This window comes from Thermosphaera aggregans, from assembly GCF_014962245.1.
GTDB classification, from domain to species: Archaea; Thermoproteota; Thermoprotei_A; order Sulfolobales; family Desulfurococcaceae; genus Thermosphaera; species Thermosphaera chiliense.
Map to the genome: position 1 here is coordinate 1,078,147 of NZ_CP063144.1, position 19,781 is coordinate 1,097,927.

The following is a 19,781-nucleotide window of genomic DNA, read 5'->3' on the forward strand; positions in this document are numbered from 1 at the left end:
TATTAAAAGCGAAGGTGGGTTTCTTGAGGGATAAGGTTGACATTCTAGTCTCCAATGGGTTAATAGTCACAATGAATGATGAGCGGAGAGTGGTTGAAAACGGGTATGTAGCGGTCTCTGGGGATCGGATCATAGATGTTGGTGTCGGAGATGGAAGGGATAAGTATACTGCTGAGGAAATCATTGATGCACGAAAACACATAGTACTACCCGGGTTAATGTGCGCTCACACTCATTTCTACGGTCTCTTGCTGACAGGCAGCCCATGGTTCTCGAAAATAGAGCCTCCGACAGACTTCCAGCAAAACCTTCAAAGGATTTGGTGGGCCCTCGATGTGCTACTGTCCTATGAGGAAGCATACGCTTCAGCATTAATGGGGTCTATAGAGTTCGTGAAATCCGGAGTTACCTTCTTCTTTGATAACATAAGCGCGCCAAACGCTATAAACGGCGTGCTTGACTATATTGAGAAAGCCGTGAACGAGGTTGGGATAAGAGGCTACCTAAGCTTCGAGGCAACTCAAAGGCGTAGCCTACAGGAGGGATTAGAAGGCCTTAAGGAGAATGAGCGCTTCATCCGGAAGAACAATATGGATGAGAGCAAGCTGGTTAAGGGCGCGATTTACTTACACGCAAGCTTCACGGTTTCAAACGATTTATTCCTCAAGGCAAGAGAGCTTGCAAACAAATACCATGCCCTGCTATCGATACATGCTGAGGAAGGCTTGGTCGATGTATACCATAATATTGAGCGGTATGGTATACGTCCTATTGAGAGAATGGAGAGGCTTGGATTCCTGGGAGATGATGTCATACTGGTGCATGTGGTCAACGCGACCGATGATGAAATTAAAATCATAAAGAAAACGGGGGCGCATGTTGCCCACAACGCTATGAGCAACATGTTGAACGCTGTAGGTGTTGCCAAGATACCGGAAATGATGGAGCAAGGCGTTAACGTGGGGATAGGTAATGATGGATACATCTTCGACCACTTTGAAAACATGCGCTCAACATACCTCATACATAAAGTATGGAAGAGAGATCCAAGGATTATGACTCCTCTTCAAATACTTGAAATGTCCACAGTCAATGTGGCAAGAATGTTCAAGGTTTGGAAGGAGCTGGGAAGCATAGAGCCTGGTAAAAAAGCCGACATAGTCTTGATAAAACCCGAACTACCCTCGACACCGGTTAACTCTAAAACAGTTTACGGACACCTTGTTAACACTGTGAATAGCAGGGATGTCAAAACCGTTATTGTGAATGGAAAGCTAGTTATGAAGGACAGGGTGGTCTTAAACATTGATGAGGAAAAATCCATAGATTATGTTCACAAGGTTGTTGAAAAACTATGGGAAAAGCTCATTGAGAAGGGAGAATACCAGTTAGACGTTCTAGACAAGCCGTAGTAATCGTGAAAAGTTTTCACTATCAGTATTCACCAAAATGTCCCCGTTTTCGAATCAATTATTTTGTTAAAAAGCATGTTAAATACTACAATATCATTTCAAATCTTAAAACGTAAAGTTATAAAAGCTTTAACAGTCTAAATAATTTGTGAGGTGGAAATATGCCTTGTGACAAGCCAGTTAAGGTGAAAACAGCAACCGGAAAAGAATTAGAGCTAATCCCGAAGAAGGTTTGGCAGTTAAATCCTCGCGGTAAGAAAGGCGTGAAAGTAGGTTTGTTCCAGGACCCTGAGACCGGCACGTTTTTCAGGGCAAAGGTTCCGGAAGACTACCCATTGTGTGGGTAGAATTTTTTAGATTTACACTTCTTACCCTTATCACCCTGTTTTTCAACGAACTCTCGCATCACTGAACGGTAATTGATGTTGATAAAACTTTTTTACTTGAGTAGTTAACAATTAATCGGTACAGTGGGTGAAACGTGTGGTAGATCTATCTGTAGAAATAGCCGGTATAAAGATGAAAAACCCCATTATGAATGCTGCATGCCCGATCTCCCGCGATGCTGAAACAATGAAGCTGTTGATCGAAAACGGGGTTGGAGGAGTTGTTGCGAAAACAATTAGCGTCAAACCCGCCATTGTTCCAAGGCCGAGCATGGCCGTTGTGGACAGGGGAATGGGTAGGTTTTACTACTTGAAAACCTTAAAACCAGGGGATGTTAGGATAACTCCGGTGGATGCGGGAAACCATAGATTTATACATGCCTTCCTCAACGCCGAGCTATGGAGCGATATCCCTGCTGAACACTACTTAGAGCGTGAATACCCAATAGTCAAAACCTACTGCAGGGAGCGGGGGGTGGCTTTCTTTGTCAGCATAGGCTACAAGCCCGAAGAGCTAGCGCTGCTTGGTCCTAAAGTAGAGAAAGCAGGCGCAGACGCGATCGAATTCTCCACGCATTACATAGGAAAAGACTATCGCCCCGTAATAGAGGCTGCTAAAGCCCTTAGAGAATCCGTATCAATCCCCATCTTCGCCAAGCTCAGCCCGTTCACTCCTAACATACCGGAGCTGGTGAGAGAGCTCGAAAACGTCCGCGTCGATGGAATCGTAGCTACAAACACTATTGGACCTGCATTGAGCATAGATGTTGAAACCGGTATGCCAATAGTCGGAGGCCCCTACGGGTACGGGTGGATGAGCGGCCCGGCTCTGAAGCCCATTTCTCTGGCCGTGGTGGCGGAGGCAGCGAAGAGTACTAAACTCCCAGTTATAGGGGTTGGAGGGATTACCAGAGGCGTGGACGTTATCGAGTACTTCATGGCTGGGGCATCAGCTGTTCAAATATGTACAGCCGCACTAGTTGAAGGGTTCAGCGTGTTCCAGAGAATTTTAAGCGAGACTAAGACATGGCTTGAAAAACACGGGTACTCGAGCATACTGGACGTGAAAGGACTGGCGTTGAAGCATTTGAAACCTGAGCCGAGAAGGGTTTGGGCTAAGCCGCCTGTAGTTGATGAGAAAAAATGTATTGGCTGCGGGTTCTGCCAGCAAGTCTGTGACTACGATGCAGTGCATGTTGAAGAATCCAGCAACGGTAAGAGATTGGCTGTTGTGGACAAGACAAAGTGTTATGGGTGCGGTCTCTGCACCTCTGTGTGTCCAACCAGGGCTATCCATTTTGAAGAGTAATGCATCCTTTTTTATTTTTATATACTTATTTAAATTTTGATGAAAAAATCCCCGTTGAATTTATTGAAATGTTTAATTAAAGACTTCCATGGAAACTTATAAGCCTCAACCCCTATATTGAATTTTGGTGTATATTTGTGTCGATAAATATACCGAAACTACCCACTGTTAGAGACCTAGACATTAGGGAGAAGAAAGTGTTGGTGAGAATAGATATAAACTCCCCTGTAGACCCGGATACCGGGGAGATATTAGATGATAGGAGAATAAGTGTTCACGGGAAATACATTAAAGAAATGATAAAAGATTACAACCCAGCATTGGTGCTTATCTCGCATCAAGGCCGTCCTGGCGAAGGGGATTTCATAAGCCTCGAGAAGCATGCTGAACTGCTTTCCAAGTACACTGAGACCCCTGTTAAATTTGTGGACGATATTATTGGCCCAAAGGCAAGGGAGGAGATTAGGAATCTTAAACCCGGTGAAATCCTTCTCTTGGAAAATCTAAGGCTGCTTTCCGAGGAGATAATAGAGGCTGCACCTGAGAAACAAGCTTTAACAATGCTCGTGAAAAAGCTTTCAAGCAACGTAGACGTCTACGTCAACGATGCCTTCGCAACCGCTCACAGAAGCCAGCCAAGCATAGTGGGTTTCCCGTTATCGCTTCCAAGCTGTATTGGACCGGTATTTGAGAAGGAAATCCAGGCAATTACCAGGATATTGAACTCGTTCGAATCTCCTCGTATATACGTGCTAGGAGGTTCAAAAGTCCGCGAGCTTCTCCGCGTTATTGAAAACTTGATGAGAAACAAGCTAGCGGATAGAATCTTGGCAACCGGGTTACTGGCTCACCTATTCTTAGTGGCTAAAGGAATCGACATTGGCGTTGAAAACATGAAGGTGTTGGAGGAGAAGGGGCTGCTACCTCTTATTCCAAGGGCACGCTACATTTTGATGAGGGGTGCACCTATCGAGACACCGATAGACTTCAAGGCTAAGGTAAACGGAGAGGTGAGGAACGTGTACGTTGGCGAAATACGTGGAGTGATTAGAGACATTGGCGAAAACACTGTCAAAATATATGGGGATTTACTGAAGGATGCTAAGGTAATAGTGATGAGAGGGCCGGCCGGGGTCATAGAAGAGGAGGAATTTAGAAAGGGGACGCTCAACCTACTGGAATCGGTCTATAGGAGCAACGCTTTCACTCTAATAGCAGGGGGACACCTGGGTTCAATGGTTGATGAGAGCAGGTTGAACAACAGGATCCATGTCTCCACCGGCGGGAACGCGCTACTACTGTTCCTCTCCGGCGAGGAATTACCTGCTTTGAAAGCGATGGAATTATCTTCGAAAATGTTCCTGGGATGGTAGAATTGATCAAGGTGGGATTAAACGGTTACGGTACCATAGGGAAAAGAGTCGCAGACGCTGTGCTGAAAAACTCAAGGTTCCAGCTTGTAGGAATAGTTAAGTACACCCCTGACTACTCTTCAAAGATGGCTTTCAAGAAAGGTATAAACATCTATGTCCCACCTGAGAAATGGCGTGATTTTGAATCACAAGGTGTAACGCCGAAAGGAACCATCCAGGAGTTCCTAGAGGAGTCTTCCATAATAATCGATGCCTCGCCTAGTGGTAAGGGGTTTGCGAATCTTTCACTATATAAAGCTGCTGGAAAACCAGCTATTTTTCAAGGAGGAGAGAAGCCGGAGGTAGCGGAGTTAAGTTTCAGCACTTACTGCAACTATGACGAGGCAGTCGGTAGGAAGTACCTTAGAGTGGTTAGTTGCAACACTACTGGATTGCTCAGGATTCTCTGCGTATTACACAAGGAATTCAACGTTAAACGTGCCAGAGTACTCGTGATCAGGAGAGGGGCGGATCCCAAGGAGGATGCTAGAGGACCCATTAACTCCATAAAACTTGAATCTGTAGAGGATGTTAGCCACCACGGGAAGGACGCAATGCTGGTCTTACCCAATGTTAAAATAATCAGCCAAGCGGTTGTAGTTCCAACAACTCTTATGCATGTACAATATTTAGATGTAGAGGTGGCTACACCTGTAATTAAGGAACAAGTTACCGAGGTTTTAAGCAGGTATGCCCGAATACTCCTGGTTGATCCCAAGAAAACCGGCTTGGACTCCACCAGCAAGTTGATCGAGGCCGCTAGAGACTTCCTGAGGAGTAGGAACGATATCTACGAAAACGTTGTCTTCGAGAATTCCATACTAGTCTCCGGTAACAGTATCTCACTGATCCAGGCTATTCATCAAGAATCAATAGTGGTTCCAGAAAACATGGATGCTCTATACGCTGTTGCCGGCGTCAAATTACCTTTGGAAAAAGTAGTTGAGGAAACAGATAAACTGCTGGGTATCGGGGGATTAAAAGATGTTTTTTAATAAGAGGATGATACATAATTATCTAGAGGTGTATTCTACAGTTGAATGGTGAAGAGCCCTCATATAGGATTAGTTTCATCTACAGGAAGATACTAGTCCCTGTTGATGGGAGCGAGGTAAGTCTTAAAGCACTGGAGCTGGCTATTGATTTAGCCAAGCATTATGGTTCAAAGATAACAGTGGTAACTGTTAAAAGCAAGGGAGAAACCCTCAGCCAAGACCCGCTGGCGAAGGCTAAGGCGAGAATAGCTAGAGAACCTATTAACGTTTCATATAAGACGCTCGAATATGATCCTAGCCTGGAAAGCGTCAGCTATCGGTTGATAAAAGAAATCGTTGAGGAAGGTTACGACCTAGTGATAATGGGAGCCAGGGGCAAAACACTCTATGGCGAACTCCCCATTGGCAGCGTGGCACTATCTCTCGTAATAAACGCTCCTATTTCAGTCCTAGTGGTTAGGTAAACTACATTTTAATATAGTATTTTTTCAACGCTTCTCTAATGTCTACCTTGCCCGGGGCAGTCTTCAAGCTGTTGAAAGCTACTTCCCAATACTTTTCCGGATCCCTCTGGTAGAGTTCAATTATCCAGAGCAACTTGTTTCTGAACTCGTAGTAATCCTTCTCATCGATTTCCCTGGCCCTTTGATCAGTGTATATGTTTATGAAGTCTGAGGGTTCAATGCCGAAGAGCCAGCTGTTAACCCCGTCCTCAACAACCTCGAGAACGCCGCCATCTCTGCTGGAGAGAACCGGAACCCCGTTCACCATGGCTTTCATGTAGCTCGTACCGCAAGCCTCCCAGCCTGGGAAAGGCGTGAACAACAGTAAGTCTGATCCCTGAATTATTGTTCTCGCCTTCTCAATGTTGTAATCGGGTATATACGCCACGTTAGTAAGCTTTAAGTCCAGCTCTCTGAATTTCTTCAAGTAACCTATTCCGTCGGAGTCTCTTGGGTGGGGTTTACCAGCAATTATGAAGAACGCGTTAATATCAGGGTTTTCCTCTATAAATCTCGCGATAAAGTATGGACGCTTATACCTTGCCAGCCTCCTAGTCCATGCGATCACTATTCTTCCATCCATGTTGACGTTGCCTTTGAAGCTTTTAATTAGCGAAAAAGCTTCCTCCTTAGCGCTCTGTCTAACTCTCTTCAAAAGATCGATGCTAATAGTTGAACTGTTCACTGCTTCACGCAGAGCTGGATGCATCCACCTCCCTAGATGTATACCATTAGTGATTGAAACTATCTTTTCCTTGTACTTTGGAAAAATGGCGGCAGCAACCGCTTCCTGCTTCTTCGAAACAACTATACCCTTGTCTAGTTTGGAGAGGGAGAACTCTGTTAGATTAATATAGTCTCCTAGGAACACGCCGAATTCTCTAGCAATGAACTCTCCCGGGAAGCTCGGATGCCCCCATGGCCCGGGAGTGTGTATTATGATGCGCGAAATCCTTGATACCTCCAGCACGTTGAGAATGAGAGAGGCATAGCTCTCTTCTAAATCTATAACGCTCACCTTATCGAGTCCAACATAGTTTTTCAAATAGTATGCCGATGCCTTTGCCAATAAGGCATACTTGTAGAAGGTTTCCTCAATACTGTTTTCATAGTAAACCCTATCTGTAAGCCTTCTAGCCCAGAACGGGCATACCGCTTCGAATAAGACTGCCTTCGCTGTCTTATACTTGAATACCCATGGTCTAACAATGACATCTTCTCCACGTAATTGCACACTGAATTCTTTCTCTTGCGAGAGCTTTGAGATGAATTCCTGGTCTTGTTCCTCGGGCTGAAGTACCGGCTCAACCCCTTTGAAGCTAATACTTGTGTATCCCTGGCGGTAGAAGAGGGAGAGAGCTAGGTAGTCAAGCCCCATGTCGCCCGCTCCCAGCAACTTGTCTCCTTCCAAAACACCTAGGCCGCCGGCGTATATTCTCCCGCCTTCAATGGCGATTTCAGGTGTTATGCTGACGATAACCATAAATCCCGACCTCGTGCTTGCCAAATTTAATATAATTGCGAACAATATTTAATGTGTAACGGAGGATAAGCCTTGATTCATGAACTAGTCTCGAAGTACATGGAGAACTTGCACGCGTCGATGGCGAGGGACCTCCTCAACATTATCACGAGATACCATAGGATTCAGGGTTCTAGGGAGTTAAACCTGGCGGTTGAGGAGTTAAAAGAAGTTCTAAGTGGGATGGGTCTTTCAACCAGGGTGCTGAAAATAGCTCCAGGCGGTACAAAAGGATTCATGGAAATCCCGGCGAGCTGGAATCTCAAAAACGCTTTCTTGGAAGTTAAAGTGGGAAACACTGTTATTGAGAAATTCCATTCTAAAGACTACCCTACACTCGTAGCCGCTCACTCGCCTCCTGGGGAGGGGTGTGGAGAATTATCCATATGTACGAATGAAAAGTGCGAGGGGGATGTTGTACTAGCTAAGGGATATGTCTATGATCTCTACAAGACCATTGATGCCAGGCTCATCCTGGTGTATGACCCGAAGAGGTTTAGAGATGCTGTCCCATACACCGGTCTTTTCATAAGTAGGGAGGAGGTTCTAGATAAGGTCGTGATGAACATACCCTATACCACAGCGCTTAGGCTTCAATCAATGCTTATTGAAAACCCTGCTAGAAAAATAACCGTATGCTGGAGGGTGGAGAGCGAATATAGCGGGGAGGGAATACTAGCATTAGTGGCTTGCAACACGGAGGAGCCAGCAGTATTGTATACAAGCCATATATGCCACCCAAAACCAGGCGCGCACGACAACGCCAGTGGTAGTGTTGCGAACGCGTTAATAGCTTTCGCAATTGCTAACTCGAGAAACGAGGCCTACATCCCCTCCTGTCATGCATGGGTTCCCGAGTACACGGGCACTATATTCTTGAAAAACGCTTTGAAAAACCCTCCCAAAGCTGTTATCAACTTAGACATGGTGGGGAGTAATCAAGGTGTTACAGGCTCAACCCTCAACATAGTAATGCCTCCCCTCATCATAGACTCGACAATAGCCCCGTACGCATACCTCGCTGTTAAATACGTCATGGACACTGCATCATCGTTCGGCGGGTTCAAACTCCCCGGGGTTCGCTACAGCATCACGCCGTACACTGCTGGAAGCGATCACGATGTGACAATTGGGTGGGGATGGGATAGTGTGATGTATAATGAGTGGCCTAGCAAATACTATCATACCAACATGGATGCTTTGTCAACCCTCTCTGTTACAAGCCTTATTCAAATTTCACTAGCATCGCTGGTGGCTGGAAGCTTGTACTATCAGAAGTTTAAGACAGACCAGGTGAGAGCAAGGTTCAAGGAATACCTTAAAGCATGGTATGGAATGGAGTCCTTGAAGACCGGGATAACCCCCACATTGATAAGTAGCTTGATAGATTCAGAAAGAATGCCAGTCCGGGACAAGGTAAACGAGCTTGAAACACCAATATCCCTGCGACTACTTTATAAGAAAATGGATAGGGACATGTTCCTACGTCTCAGAGAGATAAGAGGTGCCAACACCTATCTTTCACTATACGCCCCGCTCGGCTACAAGAACGGTGTTGAAAACTTAATGGAGTTGTTCAAGCAGGAAAACCTGATAGGTTGGACTAAGAACGAAGAAATCATTATTAACAACGCGTGGAGTATTATCAAGGATGAAATCTTAAAATAATACAGTAACGTGATAGAAATGCCAACGATAAGGGTAAGCATCAGGGATTTGGAGAGATTATTGGGCAAACAACTATCGGGCGAGGATGTAAAGAAGTACTTGCCATTCCTCAAATGCGAGATTGAAATGCTGGAGAATGACTTGCTCGAGTACGAGGCAAATCATGACAGGCCCGACATATTCAGCGCAGAAGGATTGGCGAGAGGATTACGACCCTTCATGGGGCTAGCTTCAAAGGAGTTGCAGTTCAAACCATCCAGTGTGAAAGGATTCGCTGAGGACATACCTGAAAGACCCTATGTTGCCCTAGCAGTTGTAAGGGATCTTAGCCTAGATGATGAAGCGGTTAGGCAAATAATGCAGCTTCAGGAAAAGCTAGCCTCAACCTACGGTAGGGATCGAAGAAAAGCGAGCATAGGAGTCTACGACCTTGACAAGATAACTCCCCCTGTTTACTATAAATTAGCTGATCCTGACAGTACGTTTTTCATACCTTTAGAAGCCTCAAGGGAAATGAGCTTGAGAAAAGCTCTGGAAGAGACTAAGCAGGGGCAATTATATGGATATATCATAGCCGGCATGAGGAAGTACCCGGTCCTAGCTGATTCTACCGGTCAAATACTAAGCCTTGCACCCATCGTTAATGGGGAAACCTCGAAAGTAGATGTTAGAACTAGAAACATATTGATAGACTCCACGAGCATTGATAAGGAAACGGCAATCAATTTAGTGACGATCATGGCTTTGAACATAGCGGAGAGGTCATCATCAGGAATTGTGGAGATAGTGGAAGTATCAACCCCCACTGGTGAAAAAATAGTTTCCCCCAAGACTGAGGCTCAAATACTGGTTTTAAACGTGGACGAGGTTAATGGGTTATTAGGGACACGGCTAGAAGCTGACGATATTGCTCAACTACTGAGAAACCACTACTACGAAATCATTCAGAATGATGGTAAAAAATTGAAAGTCAAAGTACCATTGTTCAGGCTGGATGTTAAATCATGGGTTGATGTTGCCGAAGACGTTTCTATTTCACTAGGATACCATGTATTAGGGGCCGAGGCTGACTCGTTGCCTCCGTCAACTCATCCAGGTAGGATTCACCCTATCGAAGCGTTTTCACGGAAAATAAGGGATATTTTAATCGGAATGGGTTACACGGAGGTATCCAACTACATTATGAGCAACGAGTTTACCCAATTAACAAGATTTGGCTTGAAAACCAGCATGTACCTGGTTTCTAACCCTAAATCTGAAAGATTCACCGGATTGAGAGTTTGGCTGACACCTGGATTGCTAGATGCTGTCGTAGAGAACTCAAGCAAGCAATCAGTAATCAAAATCTTCGAGGTAGGAGACGTTATAATGCCGGGAGAAGGCGAAGGAGAACCTGTGGTGGAGAGAAAGCTTGGAGTAGCAATATCCCATGAGAAATCTACACTCACAGATGGCTTATCGCTAATAGCTTCTATTTTCGACCTTATTAATGCAGAATATAAGTTTCTTAGAGATAAAAATGAAGGGTTCCTGGAGGAGAGATTTACATCTATATATGTAAACGGGGAAAGGGTTGGTTTCGTAGGAGAAATACATCCCAAGATACTCTATGAGCTAGGCGTTGCCAATCCGGTAGTGGTGGCTGAGGTAAGTCTTTCCAAACTTATTAAGCTTATTCAACAATATTAATCTCGAGGATGAGGCTTGGAAGGGATGACCTTGTTAAAAGGGATGAATTCACGGGCCTAGCTGATTCTTCTTCTCCATAAACCAGTAGAAAACATCGCGAACAAACTCGTGGAGACGGAGACGACAAGTATTGAATTAACAAGCATTTCCGGCAACAACCCTAAACTCATCCCATGAACCACTAGAACCATTTCTAAAACACCTCTCCCACTCATACACAGCCCGGCTACAACCGCGTCTTCCCTGAATCGTTGATCACGTCTTATGAAAAAGAAGTAGGGTAGGAATTTACCTAGAACTGCGCCAGCAAATATGAGAATTATAAATGCTAAATTCAATCCTGGCCTAACTATTAGTGGGGAGACATATATGAGGAACAATGGTATAAACACGGAGTCTATAAAGCTATCGAGCATTACGCTGAAATCTATTATTCTCGGCTTAAATCTGAGAAGAGGATCCTTTATTGCTGCGCCAATCGAAATAAGGAGGCCCGCTAAATAAGCTGCGATGAGCCCGCTTCCCTTAAACACCAGGGATAAAGCGACCATGCCGGTTAAAACAGTGATCGTTATGTCGACAAAAGATTCATGCGATTTAGACATTTTAATGAAGAATCTTGCAAACCTTTCTCTAAACTTTCCAACCTGCATAATTATCGCCAACATGGTGATGGAGATGAATAATGAGAGGATGAAATCCAACCCTCCAGCTCCTTTTAACAGGTTAAAATATGCTGTTGCGATGAATAGCACGATAATATCGTCTATGAAGCTCGCGGAAACCAGTAGGTTCTTCAACTGTGTTCCAAGCTTCTCAAGAGCAAGTGCCGTAGTCTCTGTCGCAGTGTTAGAGAATAGAATAGCGATCAATAAGGCTGTTTCCAAGGGAAAATCCAGGTAGAGGAGTGTAGACGTAACAATCATGAAAGTGGTAAATACCGCGGAAAGAGACATTACTAATGCTTTTTTAAAGTTCTCCAAGACCTCCGTGAAATCGCTGGTTAAACCAGCATGAAATACTATTAGTATTGAAGAAATCTCCGCAACTAGGCTTAGATCTTCATGATTAACCAAGCCATGGAAGAACATCGCGATTATCAGGGAGCCCAGTATATATCCGGGAAGCTCCCCTAAATCCTTCATCTTAAAATAAATCCCTAAAAGCTTTGAGAAAAGCCAGCCAACGTAGATGTAAAAGACAATCATAGCCGCCATTAAAGAACCGACCCCTTAACCTTATTTTCCCAAACGGGAATTACTGAATAAGGGTTTCCAGTCATGCGCTTGGAAGACCTCCACATTATTTTACTAGCCTCTTTGAGCATTTCCCTCGTAGCCTTAATTCTGAAATTTTTAGCGAGGGGTTCTAAAGACTTTTCCACGACTAGATCACGCCGCGATAGTACACTTCTTTTTCCCAAGCGGTTTTCACAGCTTTCTTCATAGTTACAAGGTTTTCCGCTGAGATCACTCCATTATCGCCGTAAATACTTCTCAACTCCCTGAAACTTAAGGGTTTTCTCAAAATATGGTTATACACGAGTCTAATCAAGCCGTGCTTTTGGATGCCTGGTTCGAAGTTAACGCTACCGTAACAGACAACCGGCTTAATCCCATTCTCCTCCAGTATTTCAGCATATTCACTTATCAACCTGGGGTTGACTGAGTGTATCTTCTCGCTTACAAAACGGTTAATGGTTTTCAAATAAATTCTTTCCGCGCCAACCCTTCGCGCCTGCTTTGCGATCTCCCTCAAAGACTCGGTTGAAGGTGTTAAAGATCCTGCAAACTTAAAAACGGTGATTTCAAGCCCCAGCTTCCCCGGGTATCTCCTGTTAAACTCTGACAGTATTTCAAGAAAAGTTGTAATGGACACCGCAGGTTCCCATCCAAACTCGAGCCTTATCTCAGAGGCCCATTCAAATGGGATTACAAATTCGTCAACGTCTTCAAATAGCCCTGAAGAATAATACTGGGGTAGGAGAAGACCTGAAGTATGGATAATTACTTTATCAGCTTGGCTTTCCGCTCTCACAGCCTTGACCGCTTCAGATATTCGGCGATTCAATAATGGGTCTCCAAAACCCCATACATATACCTTTCTAGCCAGCGTACCAATGTACTCGTATAGCTCTTTTAACTCTTCAACAATCTTACCAAGGTTTACCTCTTGCTCTTTCGCTGTCCTGGTTCTATCCACCGTTTTACCCAGGGGGCACCACGAACAGTCAAGAGGGCATTTTTTGGGCGGTAAAAGTATGTCCAGCCCCAGGGTTAACCCGAAACATCTACTGGGGTGAACACCGTAAGCATAGTCTATACTTAGCTTCAATCACCTAACACCTCTGAGAACGCTGATGAAAAACCCTTGTCCCTCTACTTTATGGGGATAGATTCGAAAGGTTTTATAAGAGACATCATACCCGGGATATGCTGGATCTATGTAGTCGCCGACTAGATCTTGAAGCACAGCGCGTGCTTCCTTATAAATCCTCTGCACAATCATTTCTCCTTCAATAGGGAGTATGCTACAGGTTGTGTAAACGATGTTTTCACCTTGTTTAATAACATTTTTCATCAATTCATACTGGATAAGAGCATATCTTCGTACATGTTCCCTTGAGAGTCTCAATTTAACGCTTGGATCACCATAGACTGCGCCGGAGCCTGAGCAAGGGGCGTCGAGTACTATGGTTGAAAATCTATTTTTGTATGCGAGAATCCTGGAGTCACCGTTGATCAATAGAATTCTTCCTTGGTTAACATACGTTTTCAAGATTTCCACGGCATACAACAATCTCTTACTAGAGTAGTCCACTGCAATAGCTCTCAATGTTGCATTCTTTGATAATATATGAAATAGTTTAACACCAGGTGCCGAACATGAGTCGAGGAGAGGGGAAGCCACATATTTCATCACGCTCTCAACTAGAACATAAGAACTTAAATCCTCAGGTATCAACAACCCTTTCCTGAAACATTTAGAACCCCCTATCGGGTAGAACGGATCCGTAATCCTCAAGAAATCCTCGAACTTAGGGTGGCGCTGAAACCTCACACCCTCATTCTCCAAGCATTCCAGCGCCTCCTCCAATGTAGCGTTCACAGTGTTGACGCGGGCCCATCTCTTTTTCTCGTTCAGGTTTCGGAGGGTTTTCTCAACCTCGCTCACAGGGAGATGTTTTAGAAGCTCTTTCACAACCCATAACGGATAGCTATACTTCTTTGCAAGTCTCTCTTCAATAGGCATCTCTTGAGTAATTTCATCCATCAACTCCAAATAGGTTTCGAAGTTGTAGTTAAGCTTTTCAAGCAGGTTAACAATGGCTTTTACACCCTCACCTAACCCTTTTTTCTCAGCCAGGTATTTCAAACCATAGTAGTTTACAATAGTTTGGTAAGCATGAATATAGGCTGATCTTTTCTCGCGCTTGTCTAGTTTAATCCTTCGCATAGTGGTTCTAACCGCTTCATCGAAACCAACAGGCTTGTTCAATATAGTCCTCAACAACGAGGTTAGGAAGAGCCGGATCTTATAAGGCTCCCGATCATTCCTCATTTAAACGGGTTCACCATCTCATTGAGGATATTCCGCAACTCCAACGTTCCTCCCACTGGTCTTTGAAAACTTGTAAGGTAGGCCGAGGTACTTCATGTTCTTTAAAGCCTCTATGTCCGTTGTAAACAGTAATCTTATGTCATCAATTCCCAAAACCTGCATGGCAAGCCTGTCAACACCAATACCCCATGCAACCGCTTTAACTCCAGGAGCTCCGAGAATTTCCATAACCTCGGGCCTGAACACTCCGCCCGGGAAAACCTCAACCCATCCAAGCTTAGGATGCCTTATATATCCTTCAACGCTCGGCTCGGTAAAGGGGAAGTAGCCTGGTTTAAACCACACCTCTTTTATCCCAAGGGCTGCAGCGAGTTCCTTGAAGAAGTAAAGCAAGTGTTTAAAGTTCACGTTTTTCCCAACAATAATCCCGTCAAGCTGGTAGAACTCCATACTGTGCTTGGCATCCAGATTCTCGGGGCGGAAAACCCTGTCGATCGTGAAAACCCTGTACTCGCCCTCTCCTCTCTCGAAAATGGCTCTAGCAGATACTGCTGTTGTTTGACTACGCAAGACAAGCCTCATCGCTCTCTCAGGACTCCACTTATACCCCCATCCTTTCTCGTGAACCCTCCTAGCCCTCTCCATAAGCTGGCTGGAAATAGAAGCTCTGGCATCGCTTTTAACGAAGAAAGTATCGTGTATCTCCCTGGCAGGGTGGTCCTGAGCCTGGTAAAGCACGTCGAAATTCCAAAACTCTGCTTCAACATGAGGGCCTTTAACCTCCTCGAAACCTAAGGAAACCATTATATCCCTTAAATCATCTATAAACTCCATGAATGGGTGCTTCCTCACGCTCGGGAGCCTTGGAACAGGGATTGAAAGATCGAATTCTTTAACCACATACTTGTCTAGTTCAAGTGCCATTGATGGTTTCACGACGGTTACTATTTCCTTCTCCTTGATCAAACCCTTACTAGCCAATTCTTGCAGTAAGGGTGTTGGACTTATTCTTAAAACCCTCTTCTCAACAATCTCCACCATTTTTCTCTTTCTTAAATCCGCCAATTCCTCTTCGGAAACCTTAACCTCTCTATCAATGCTACGCAATACTTCTTCGACATGTTTTGCGGAGGCCAGGAGTTGTTGGCAGATTAACGGGTCTCCCAAGATCAGTGAGCCTTCCAATATTTTACCACACTTTGCTTTCACAATGTACTGTATCCCTATAGAGATTTCATCACGGTCTAACCCGGTTTTCTCGGATAAGCAGTTCGTTAATGCTTCAATCCTCTTATCAACGCATTCATTATAATAGGATAGAACGATTTTCTCAGGCAACCCTTTCTCCATGTAGAGTTTCCCGATTCTAGTAATCTTTAACTTCTTCTCCACCTCTCTGTGAATAACTATCAAGCCCTTATTGCTCAACTCCGTTATATCCCTCATTATATCCTCGGGCTTCACTCCAAGGTGTTGAGACACTTTTTCTAAATCATATATCCCATTGAGGACTAAGCTCACGATCCTGTTTTGCCTAGCCGTTAAATATACTTCGCCCAGCATCATCCTCAGCCAGCTAATACCTCTATTAACTTAATGATTTAAAACTTATATTGAAGCCCTGTAGCTCGAAATCAGCAACCGGGTGTACTCGTGTGAGGGTTGGGATAGTACCATCCTTGTTTCTCCCTCCTCTACTATTCTCCCCCTGTAAAGAATGATCACCCTGTCAGCCAAGTACTGAGCCACTGCAAGGTCGTGAGTAACCGTTAGCATTGCTAACTCAAGCTTCTTCTGAATATGGTTCAATAAATTTATAACCTGGGCCTGTATCGAGACATCGAGCGCTGATGTCGGCTCATCCAGGATGAGAATCTCGGGGTCATGCACTATCGCTCTAGCTATCAAAACCCTTTGCATCATCCCCCCACTAAGCTGCATCGGGTAGTATTCAAGAATTCTTTCATGCAGTTGAACAAGCCTGAGGGCTTCGACAATTCTCTCCCGTTTCTCCGACTCTGTTAGATTGCTTCTCTCCAGCGGCTCCATCATCACTGTCTCAACCTTAACCCTGGGATTCAGCGACTTATACGGGTCCTGAGGTACATACCCTATTTGCCTGGTAATTTTCCTCCGCTCCTTAACAGGTAAATCGTATATGCTTTTACCTAAAACGTATACTTTTCCCTCGAACGGGGGTAGAATGCCCAGAATGGTTTTCAAAAGGGTTGTTTTGCCCGAACCGCTCTCACCTATTATAACCACTTTCTCACCATCAATTACGTTTAAGTTCACGTTGAAGACAACGGGTTGTTTTATTTTAAATAAAGACCTCCACCCCTTGGGGATAGTGTAATATCCTAGGGTAACGTTTTCCAGCCTAACAATCGCTGACGCCGACATCTTCAAACATACCTCCAGCATTCAACAATTCTTTCATGAACCTCCTTGGGCGGAGGATGGGAATAATAGCATTTTTCAAATTTCTTTGGACATCTATCTAGAAACAGGCATCCCTTAACCTCTACATCTGGGGGAGGAGGTTCTCCTCCGTAAGTTTTCAAAGGCTTTAACACGCCGAGAATTGGAACTGCGTCGACAAGCATCTCGGTATAAGGGTGAAGCGGTTCTGTAAGTATCTTCCCGGACGTGCCAAGCTCTAGTATTCTCCCCGAATACATGATGGCTATCTTGTCGCAGATCTTTCCAGCTGATAATAAGTCGTGGGTGATGAATATGAGGGTTAGCTTAATAGTGTCTCTGAGACGGGTGAGAAGCCTGATTAATCCAAGCCTTAAATGAGCATCCAGGGCTGATGTTGGCTCATCGGCAACAATTATCTTAGCGCCTGTGGAAAGCGCTAAGGCTATTGCCGTCCTCTGCTGCATACCCCCGCTTAGCTCGTGAGGATAGTAATCCAAGACCTTACCGGGATCTAGATCTACCATTTGGAGATACTTTGCCGCCTCTTCTAGCGCTTTCTTACGACCCCATCCATATACGCTGTTTAAAACGTAGTAGAACTGTTCCTCAACGGTTAAATACGGGTTTAAACTAGAGCCCGGGTTTTGGGGAACGTAGGATACTATGCGACCTCTCACGCCCGTGTAATCCCTTCTATTCCCCTCTATCACGGTTTTCCCGAAAATCCGTAGAACGCCGTCGGTCACCGAGTACGGTGGGAGGATGCCCACGATGGCGTTTCCTGTAGTGGATTTCCCACATCCGCTCTCACCTACGAGGCAAAATATCTCCGCAACCTCTACCTTGAATGAAACTCCTTTTACCGCCCAAACTACCTCCTCATCCTCATACCCGATCTTCAAATCCTCAGCTTCCACCGCTAGAACCATAGCCTCCACCTTCTCCTCAACTTAGGGTCTACTTCTTCCCTAAGGCTATCTCCAATAAGGCTGAACCCCAAAGCTGTTATCAATATGAATATACCCGGGAAAACACTAATCCAAGGGGATATTGACAAGTATTGAATGCCCTCCTGCATTATAACCCCCCATTCGGGTGAGTCGGGGGGCAGTCCAAGCCCTAGGAAGTTTATCGCTGATGCTTCGAGCAGAACACTCCCCAGATCCGTTACCGCCTGGACTAGGACAGGTGGTGAAGCATTCCTCACAACATGCCTGAAAATTATCTTCAAACCTGAAACTCCTGAGAGCTTTGCGAGAAGAACATAGTCCATTTCAACAATGCTTCTAGAATATATGTAGGTTACCCGTCCATACCAGGACCACCATGTTATGATTAAGGCTAATACTACGGTGAATAATCCGGAGCCGAGGATCAGCCTTAGCGCTAGGGCTATTACGATAGCGGGTATGCTCATAAATAGTTCAATTAAATAGTTAATCACAGTTTCAACCAATCCTTTATAGTAGGCAGCAATAACCCCCATGAACAATCCAATTAATAGGCTGGAAGAAACCACGAGGAAAATCTGGATTAACGCAGACCTGGCCCCGAAGACAACTCTTGAAAATATGTCTCGCCCTCTAGTATCGGTGCCGAACAAGTGTTCCTGTGAAGGGGGGAGCCTGATCTTTTGCAACGCATCCTCCGGGACATAGCCCAGTCCGTCGCGAGGATAAGGAGCTATTAGGGGAGCTAAAACACCGATCAAAATGATAAACGAGGAAATGAGTAATCCTATTTTAAACCTGTTACTTTTACTCCAAGCTTTAAAGATTAATGCTACGAACCCTGTCCTGATTTGAAGCGCTCTCTTAGCATTTTTCACGGCAGCAGAGATGTCGAGTTTATCATTGCTAGTGCTCGTCATCTACAGTCTCACCCTTGGATCAATTAATGCTTGAATAACATCCGCCAATGTATTGATTACAAGGTAGAACACTGTGACAACTATTAGTAAACCAATTGCGAGTTTAAAGTCACTATAGTTTAACGCGTCGACCAGGAGCCTGCCCAGCCCTTCTCTACCAAACACTGCGTACTCTACAACCATCGCATCTATTAGGCTGTAGGCAAAGGCTAGACCGGAGACCTGAACCAAAGGGGGAATACTGGCTCTGAAAGCATATCTCCAAATAATCCGCCGTTTCCTCACCCCCCACGCTACAGCCGCTCTCACAAAATCCTCTGTGAGAGACTCAGCCATCAGAGTTCTAGACAGCCTAATCGACAAGCCTAAGGGATATACTCCAACTATAAGTGCTGGAGGAATGAGCTTGATTAAGACATCAATGAAGATTATTATATTCCCTTGCAAGAGACTATCAAGCAAGTAAAACCCTGTAATCGGCTGAAAACCTGTTTCCAAAGCCAGCCTCGTATCTATCCTCCCGTATACAGGGTGCCCGCTTGACACTAGTAGTAGGAAGACTATAGCGGCAAGCCAGAACGCGGGAGTATTAGCCATTACCGTGCCAAAAGTCTGTAGTAAATCATCGATTAATTCATCCCTGTGGAGAGCCGAGTAAACTCCTAGAAATATGCCTATAGGTAGAATTATCACGTAGGAGCAGAAAAGGAGCTCAAGCGTTGCGGCAAGATTTGAGTAGAGGATAGTGAAAACTGGTTGCTTGTAAGCAATACTAGTTCCCAGGTTTCCTGTGAAAACCTTAATTATGAAGTCGAAAACCTGTATGTGCAGTGGCTTATCAAGACCTAGCTCCCTTCTGGCTGCTTCGATGGCAAGGGTAGCGTTAACACCTCTCGGGTTCCCAGCCCACTTCGTCGCCGGGTCTCCAGGCGAGAAAATGATGACCAAGTATGAGAAAACAACCACGCCTACTAAAACAAGTATGCTCCAAAAAAGCCTCTTCACAATATAGTTAAGGCTGACCGGCATT

Annotated in this window: 17 protein-coding genes; 8 read left to right on the forward strand and 9 right to left on the reverse strand. The window is 44.8% G+C overall.

The window, feature by feature from the left end; all coding sequences use genetic code 11:
- The first annotated feature begins 23 nt into the window (after positions 1–23).
- The 6 genes from IMZ38_RS06045 (at position 24) to IMZ38_RS06070 (ending at position 5,978) form a co-directional block, all read left to right on the forward strand.
- The gene (locus IMZ38_RS06045) at positions 24–1,412 is read left to right on the forward strand and encodes an amidohydrolase family protein (protein WP_193435987.1); all 1,389 of its coding nucleotides are present in this window, start codon (positions 24–26) and stop codon (positions 1,410–1,412) included.
- A gap of 161 nt (positions 1,413–1,573) precedes the next feature.
- Entirely contained in the window at positions 1,574–1,759 is a 186-nt protein-coding gene (locus IMZ38_RS06050; protein ID WP_013129173.1) for a chromatin protein Cren7, read from the forward strand.
- Positions 1,760–1,895: 136 nt separating this feature from the next.
- Complete coding sequence (locus IMZ38_RS06055) at positions 1,896–3,107, forward strand: 4Fe-4S binding protein (RefSeq protein ID WP_193435988.1); 1,212 nt, start codon at positions 1,896–1,898, stop codon at positions 3,105–3,107.
- Between the two features lie 137 nt (positions 3,108–3,244).
- Positions 3,245–4,480, forward strand: a complete 1,236-nt coding sequence (locus tag IMZ38_RS06060; protein WP_193435989.1) for a phosphoglycerate kinase — start codon at positions 3,245–3,247, stop codon at positions 4,478–4,480.
- Entirely contained in the window at positions 4,474–5,514 is a 1,041-nt protein-coding gene (locus tag IMZ38_RS06065) for a type II glyceraldehyde-3-phosphate dehydrogenase (protein ID WP_227410844.1), read from the forward strand. The genes IMZ38_RS06060 and IMZ38_RS06065 overlap by 7 nt, the downstream gene beginning before the upstream one ends.
- A 41-nt stretch (positions 5,515–5,555) precedes the next feature.
- Entirely contained in the window at positions 5,556–5,978 is a 423-nt protein-coding gene (locus IMZ38_RS06070) for a universal stress protein (RefSeq protein ID WP_193435991.1), read from the forward strand.
- A 1-nt stretch (position 5,979) separates the two neighbouring features.
- Here the strand turns inward: IMZ38_RS06070 and IMZ38_RS06075 are convergent, their stop codons facing one another.
- On the reverse strand, positions 5,980–7,500 hold the full coding sequence (locus IMZ38_RS06075; RefSeq protein WP_193436953.1) for a glycogen/starch/alpha-glucan phosphorylase: 1,521 nt from the start codon (positions 7,498–7,500) through the stop codon (positions 5,980–5,982).
- A 72-nt stretch (positions 7,501–7,572) separates the two neighbouring features.
- Here IMZ38_RS06075 and IMZ38_RS06080 point away from each other — a divergent pair, with 72 nt between their 5' ends.
- A complete protein-coding gene (locus tag IMZ38_RS06080; protein ID WP_193435992.1) occupies positions 7,573–9,207 on the forward strand; it encodes a M28 family peptidase in 1,635 nt (544 codons plus the stop codon).
- An 18-nt stretch (positions 9,208–9,225) separates the two neighbouring features.
- The gene (pheT, locus tag IMZ38_RS06085; protein ID WP_193435993.1) at positions 9,226–10,896 is read left to right on the forward strand and encodes a phenylalanine--tRNA ligase subunit beta; all 1,671 of its coding nucleotides are present in this window, start codon (positions 9,226–9,228) and stop codon (positions 10,894–10,896) included.
- A gap of 56 nt (positions 10,897–10,952) precedes the next feature.
- Here the strand turns inward: pheT and IMZ38_RS06090 are convergent, their stop codons facing one another.
- The 8 genes from IMZ38_RS06090 to IMZ38_RS06125 all read right to left on the reverse strand — a co-directional run bounded on the left by IMZ38_RS06090 (position 10,953) and on the right by IMZ38_RS06125 (position 19,780).
- Positions 10,953–12,113, reverse strand: a complete 1,161-nt coding sequence (locus tag IMZ38_RS06090; protein WP_193435994.1) for a cation:proton antiporter — start codon at positions 12,111–12,113, stop codon at positions 10,953–10,955.
- Positions 12,114–12,282: 169 nt separating this feature from the next.
- Positions 12,283–13,230: a radical SAM protein gene (locus IMZ38_RS06095; protein WP_193435995.1), complete on the reverse strand. Its 948-nt coding sequence runs from the start codon at positions 13,228–13,230 to the stop codon at positions 12,283–12,285.
- Positions 13,231–14,457 carry an RsmB/NOP family class I SAM-dependent RNA methyltransferase gene (locus IMZ38_RS06100; protein WP_193435996.1) on the reverse strand — a complete coding sequence of 409 codons (1,227 nt, stop codon included), beginning with the start codon at positions 14,455–14,457 and terminating at the stop codon, positions 13,231–13,233.
- A gap of 18 nt (positions 14,458–14,475) precedes the next feature.
- The gene (pheS, locus tag IMZ38_RS06105) at positions 14,476–16,020 is read right to left on the reverse strand and encodes a phenylalanine--tRNA ligase subunit alpha (RefSeq protein ID WP_193435997.1); all 1,545 of its coding nucleotides are present in this window, start codon (positions 16,018–16,020) and stop codon (positions 14,476–14,478) included.
- 45 nt (positions 16,021–16,065) lie between these two features.
- Positions 16,066–16,860: an ABC transporter ATP-binding protein gene (locus IMZ38_RS06110; protein WP_193436954.1), complete on the reverse strand. Its 795-nt coding sequence runs from the start codon at positions 16,858–16,860 to the stop codon at positions 16,066–16,068.
- 2 nt (positions 16,861–16,862) lie between these two features.
- Positions 16,863–17,810, reverse strand: a complete 948-nt coding sequence (locus tag IMZ38_RS06115) for an ABC transporter ATP-binding protein (protein ID WP_193435998.1) — start codon at positions 17,808–17,810, stop codon at positions 16,863–16,865.
- On the reverse strand, positions 17,801–18,751 hold the full coding sequence (locus IMZ38_RS06120; protein WP_193435999.1) for an ABC transporter permease: 951 nt from the start codon (positions 18,749–18,751) through the stop codon (positions 17,801–17,803). Before IMZ38_RS06120 ends, IMZ38_RS06115 begins: the two co-directional genes overlap by 10 nt.
- On the reverse strand, positions 18,752–19,780 hold the full coding sequence (locus IMZ38_RS06125; RefSeq protein ID WP_193436000.1) for an ABC transporter permease: 1,029 nt from the start codon (positions 19,778–19,780) through the stop codon (positions 18,752–18,754).
- Position 19,781: the final 1 nt, after the last annotated feature.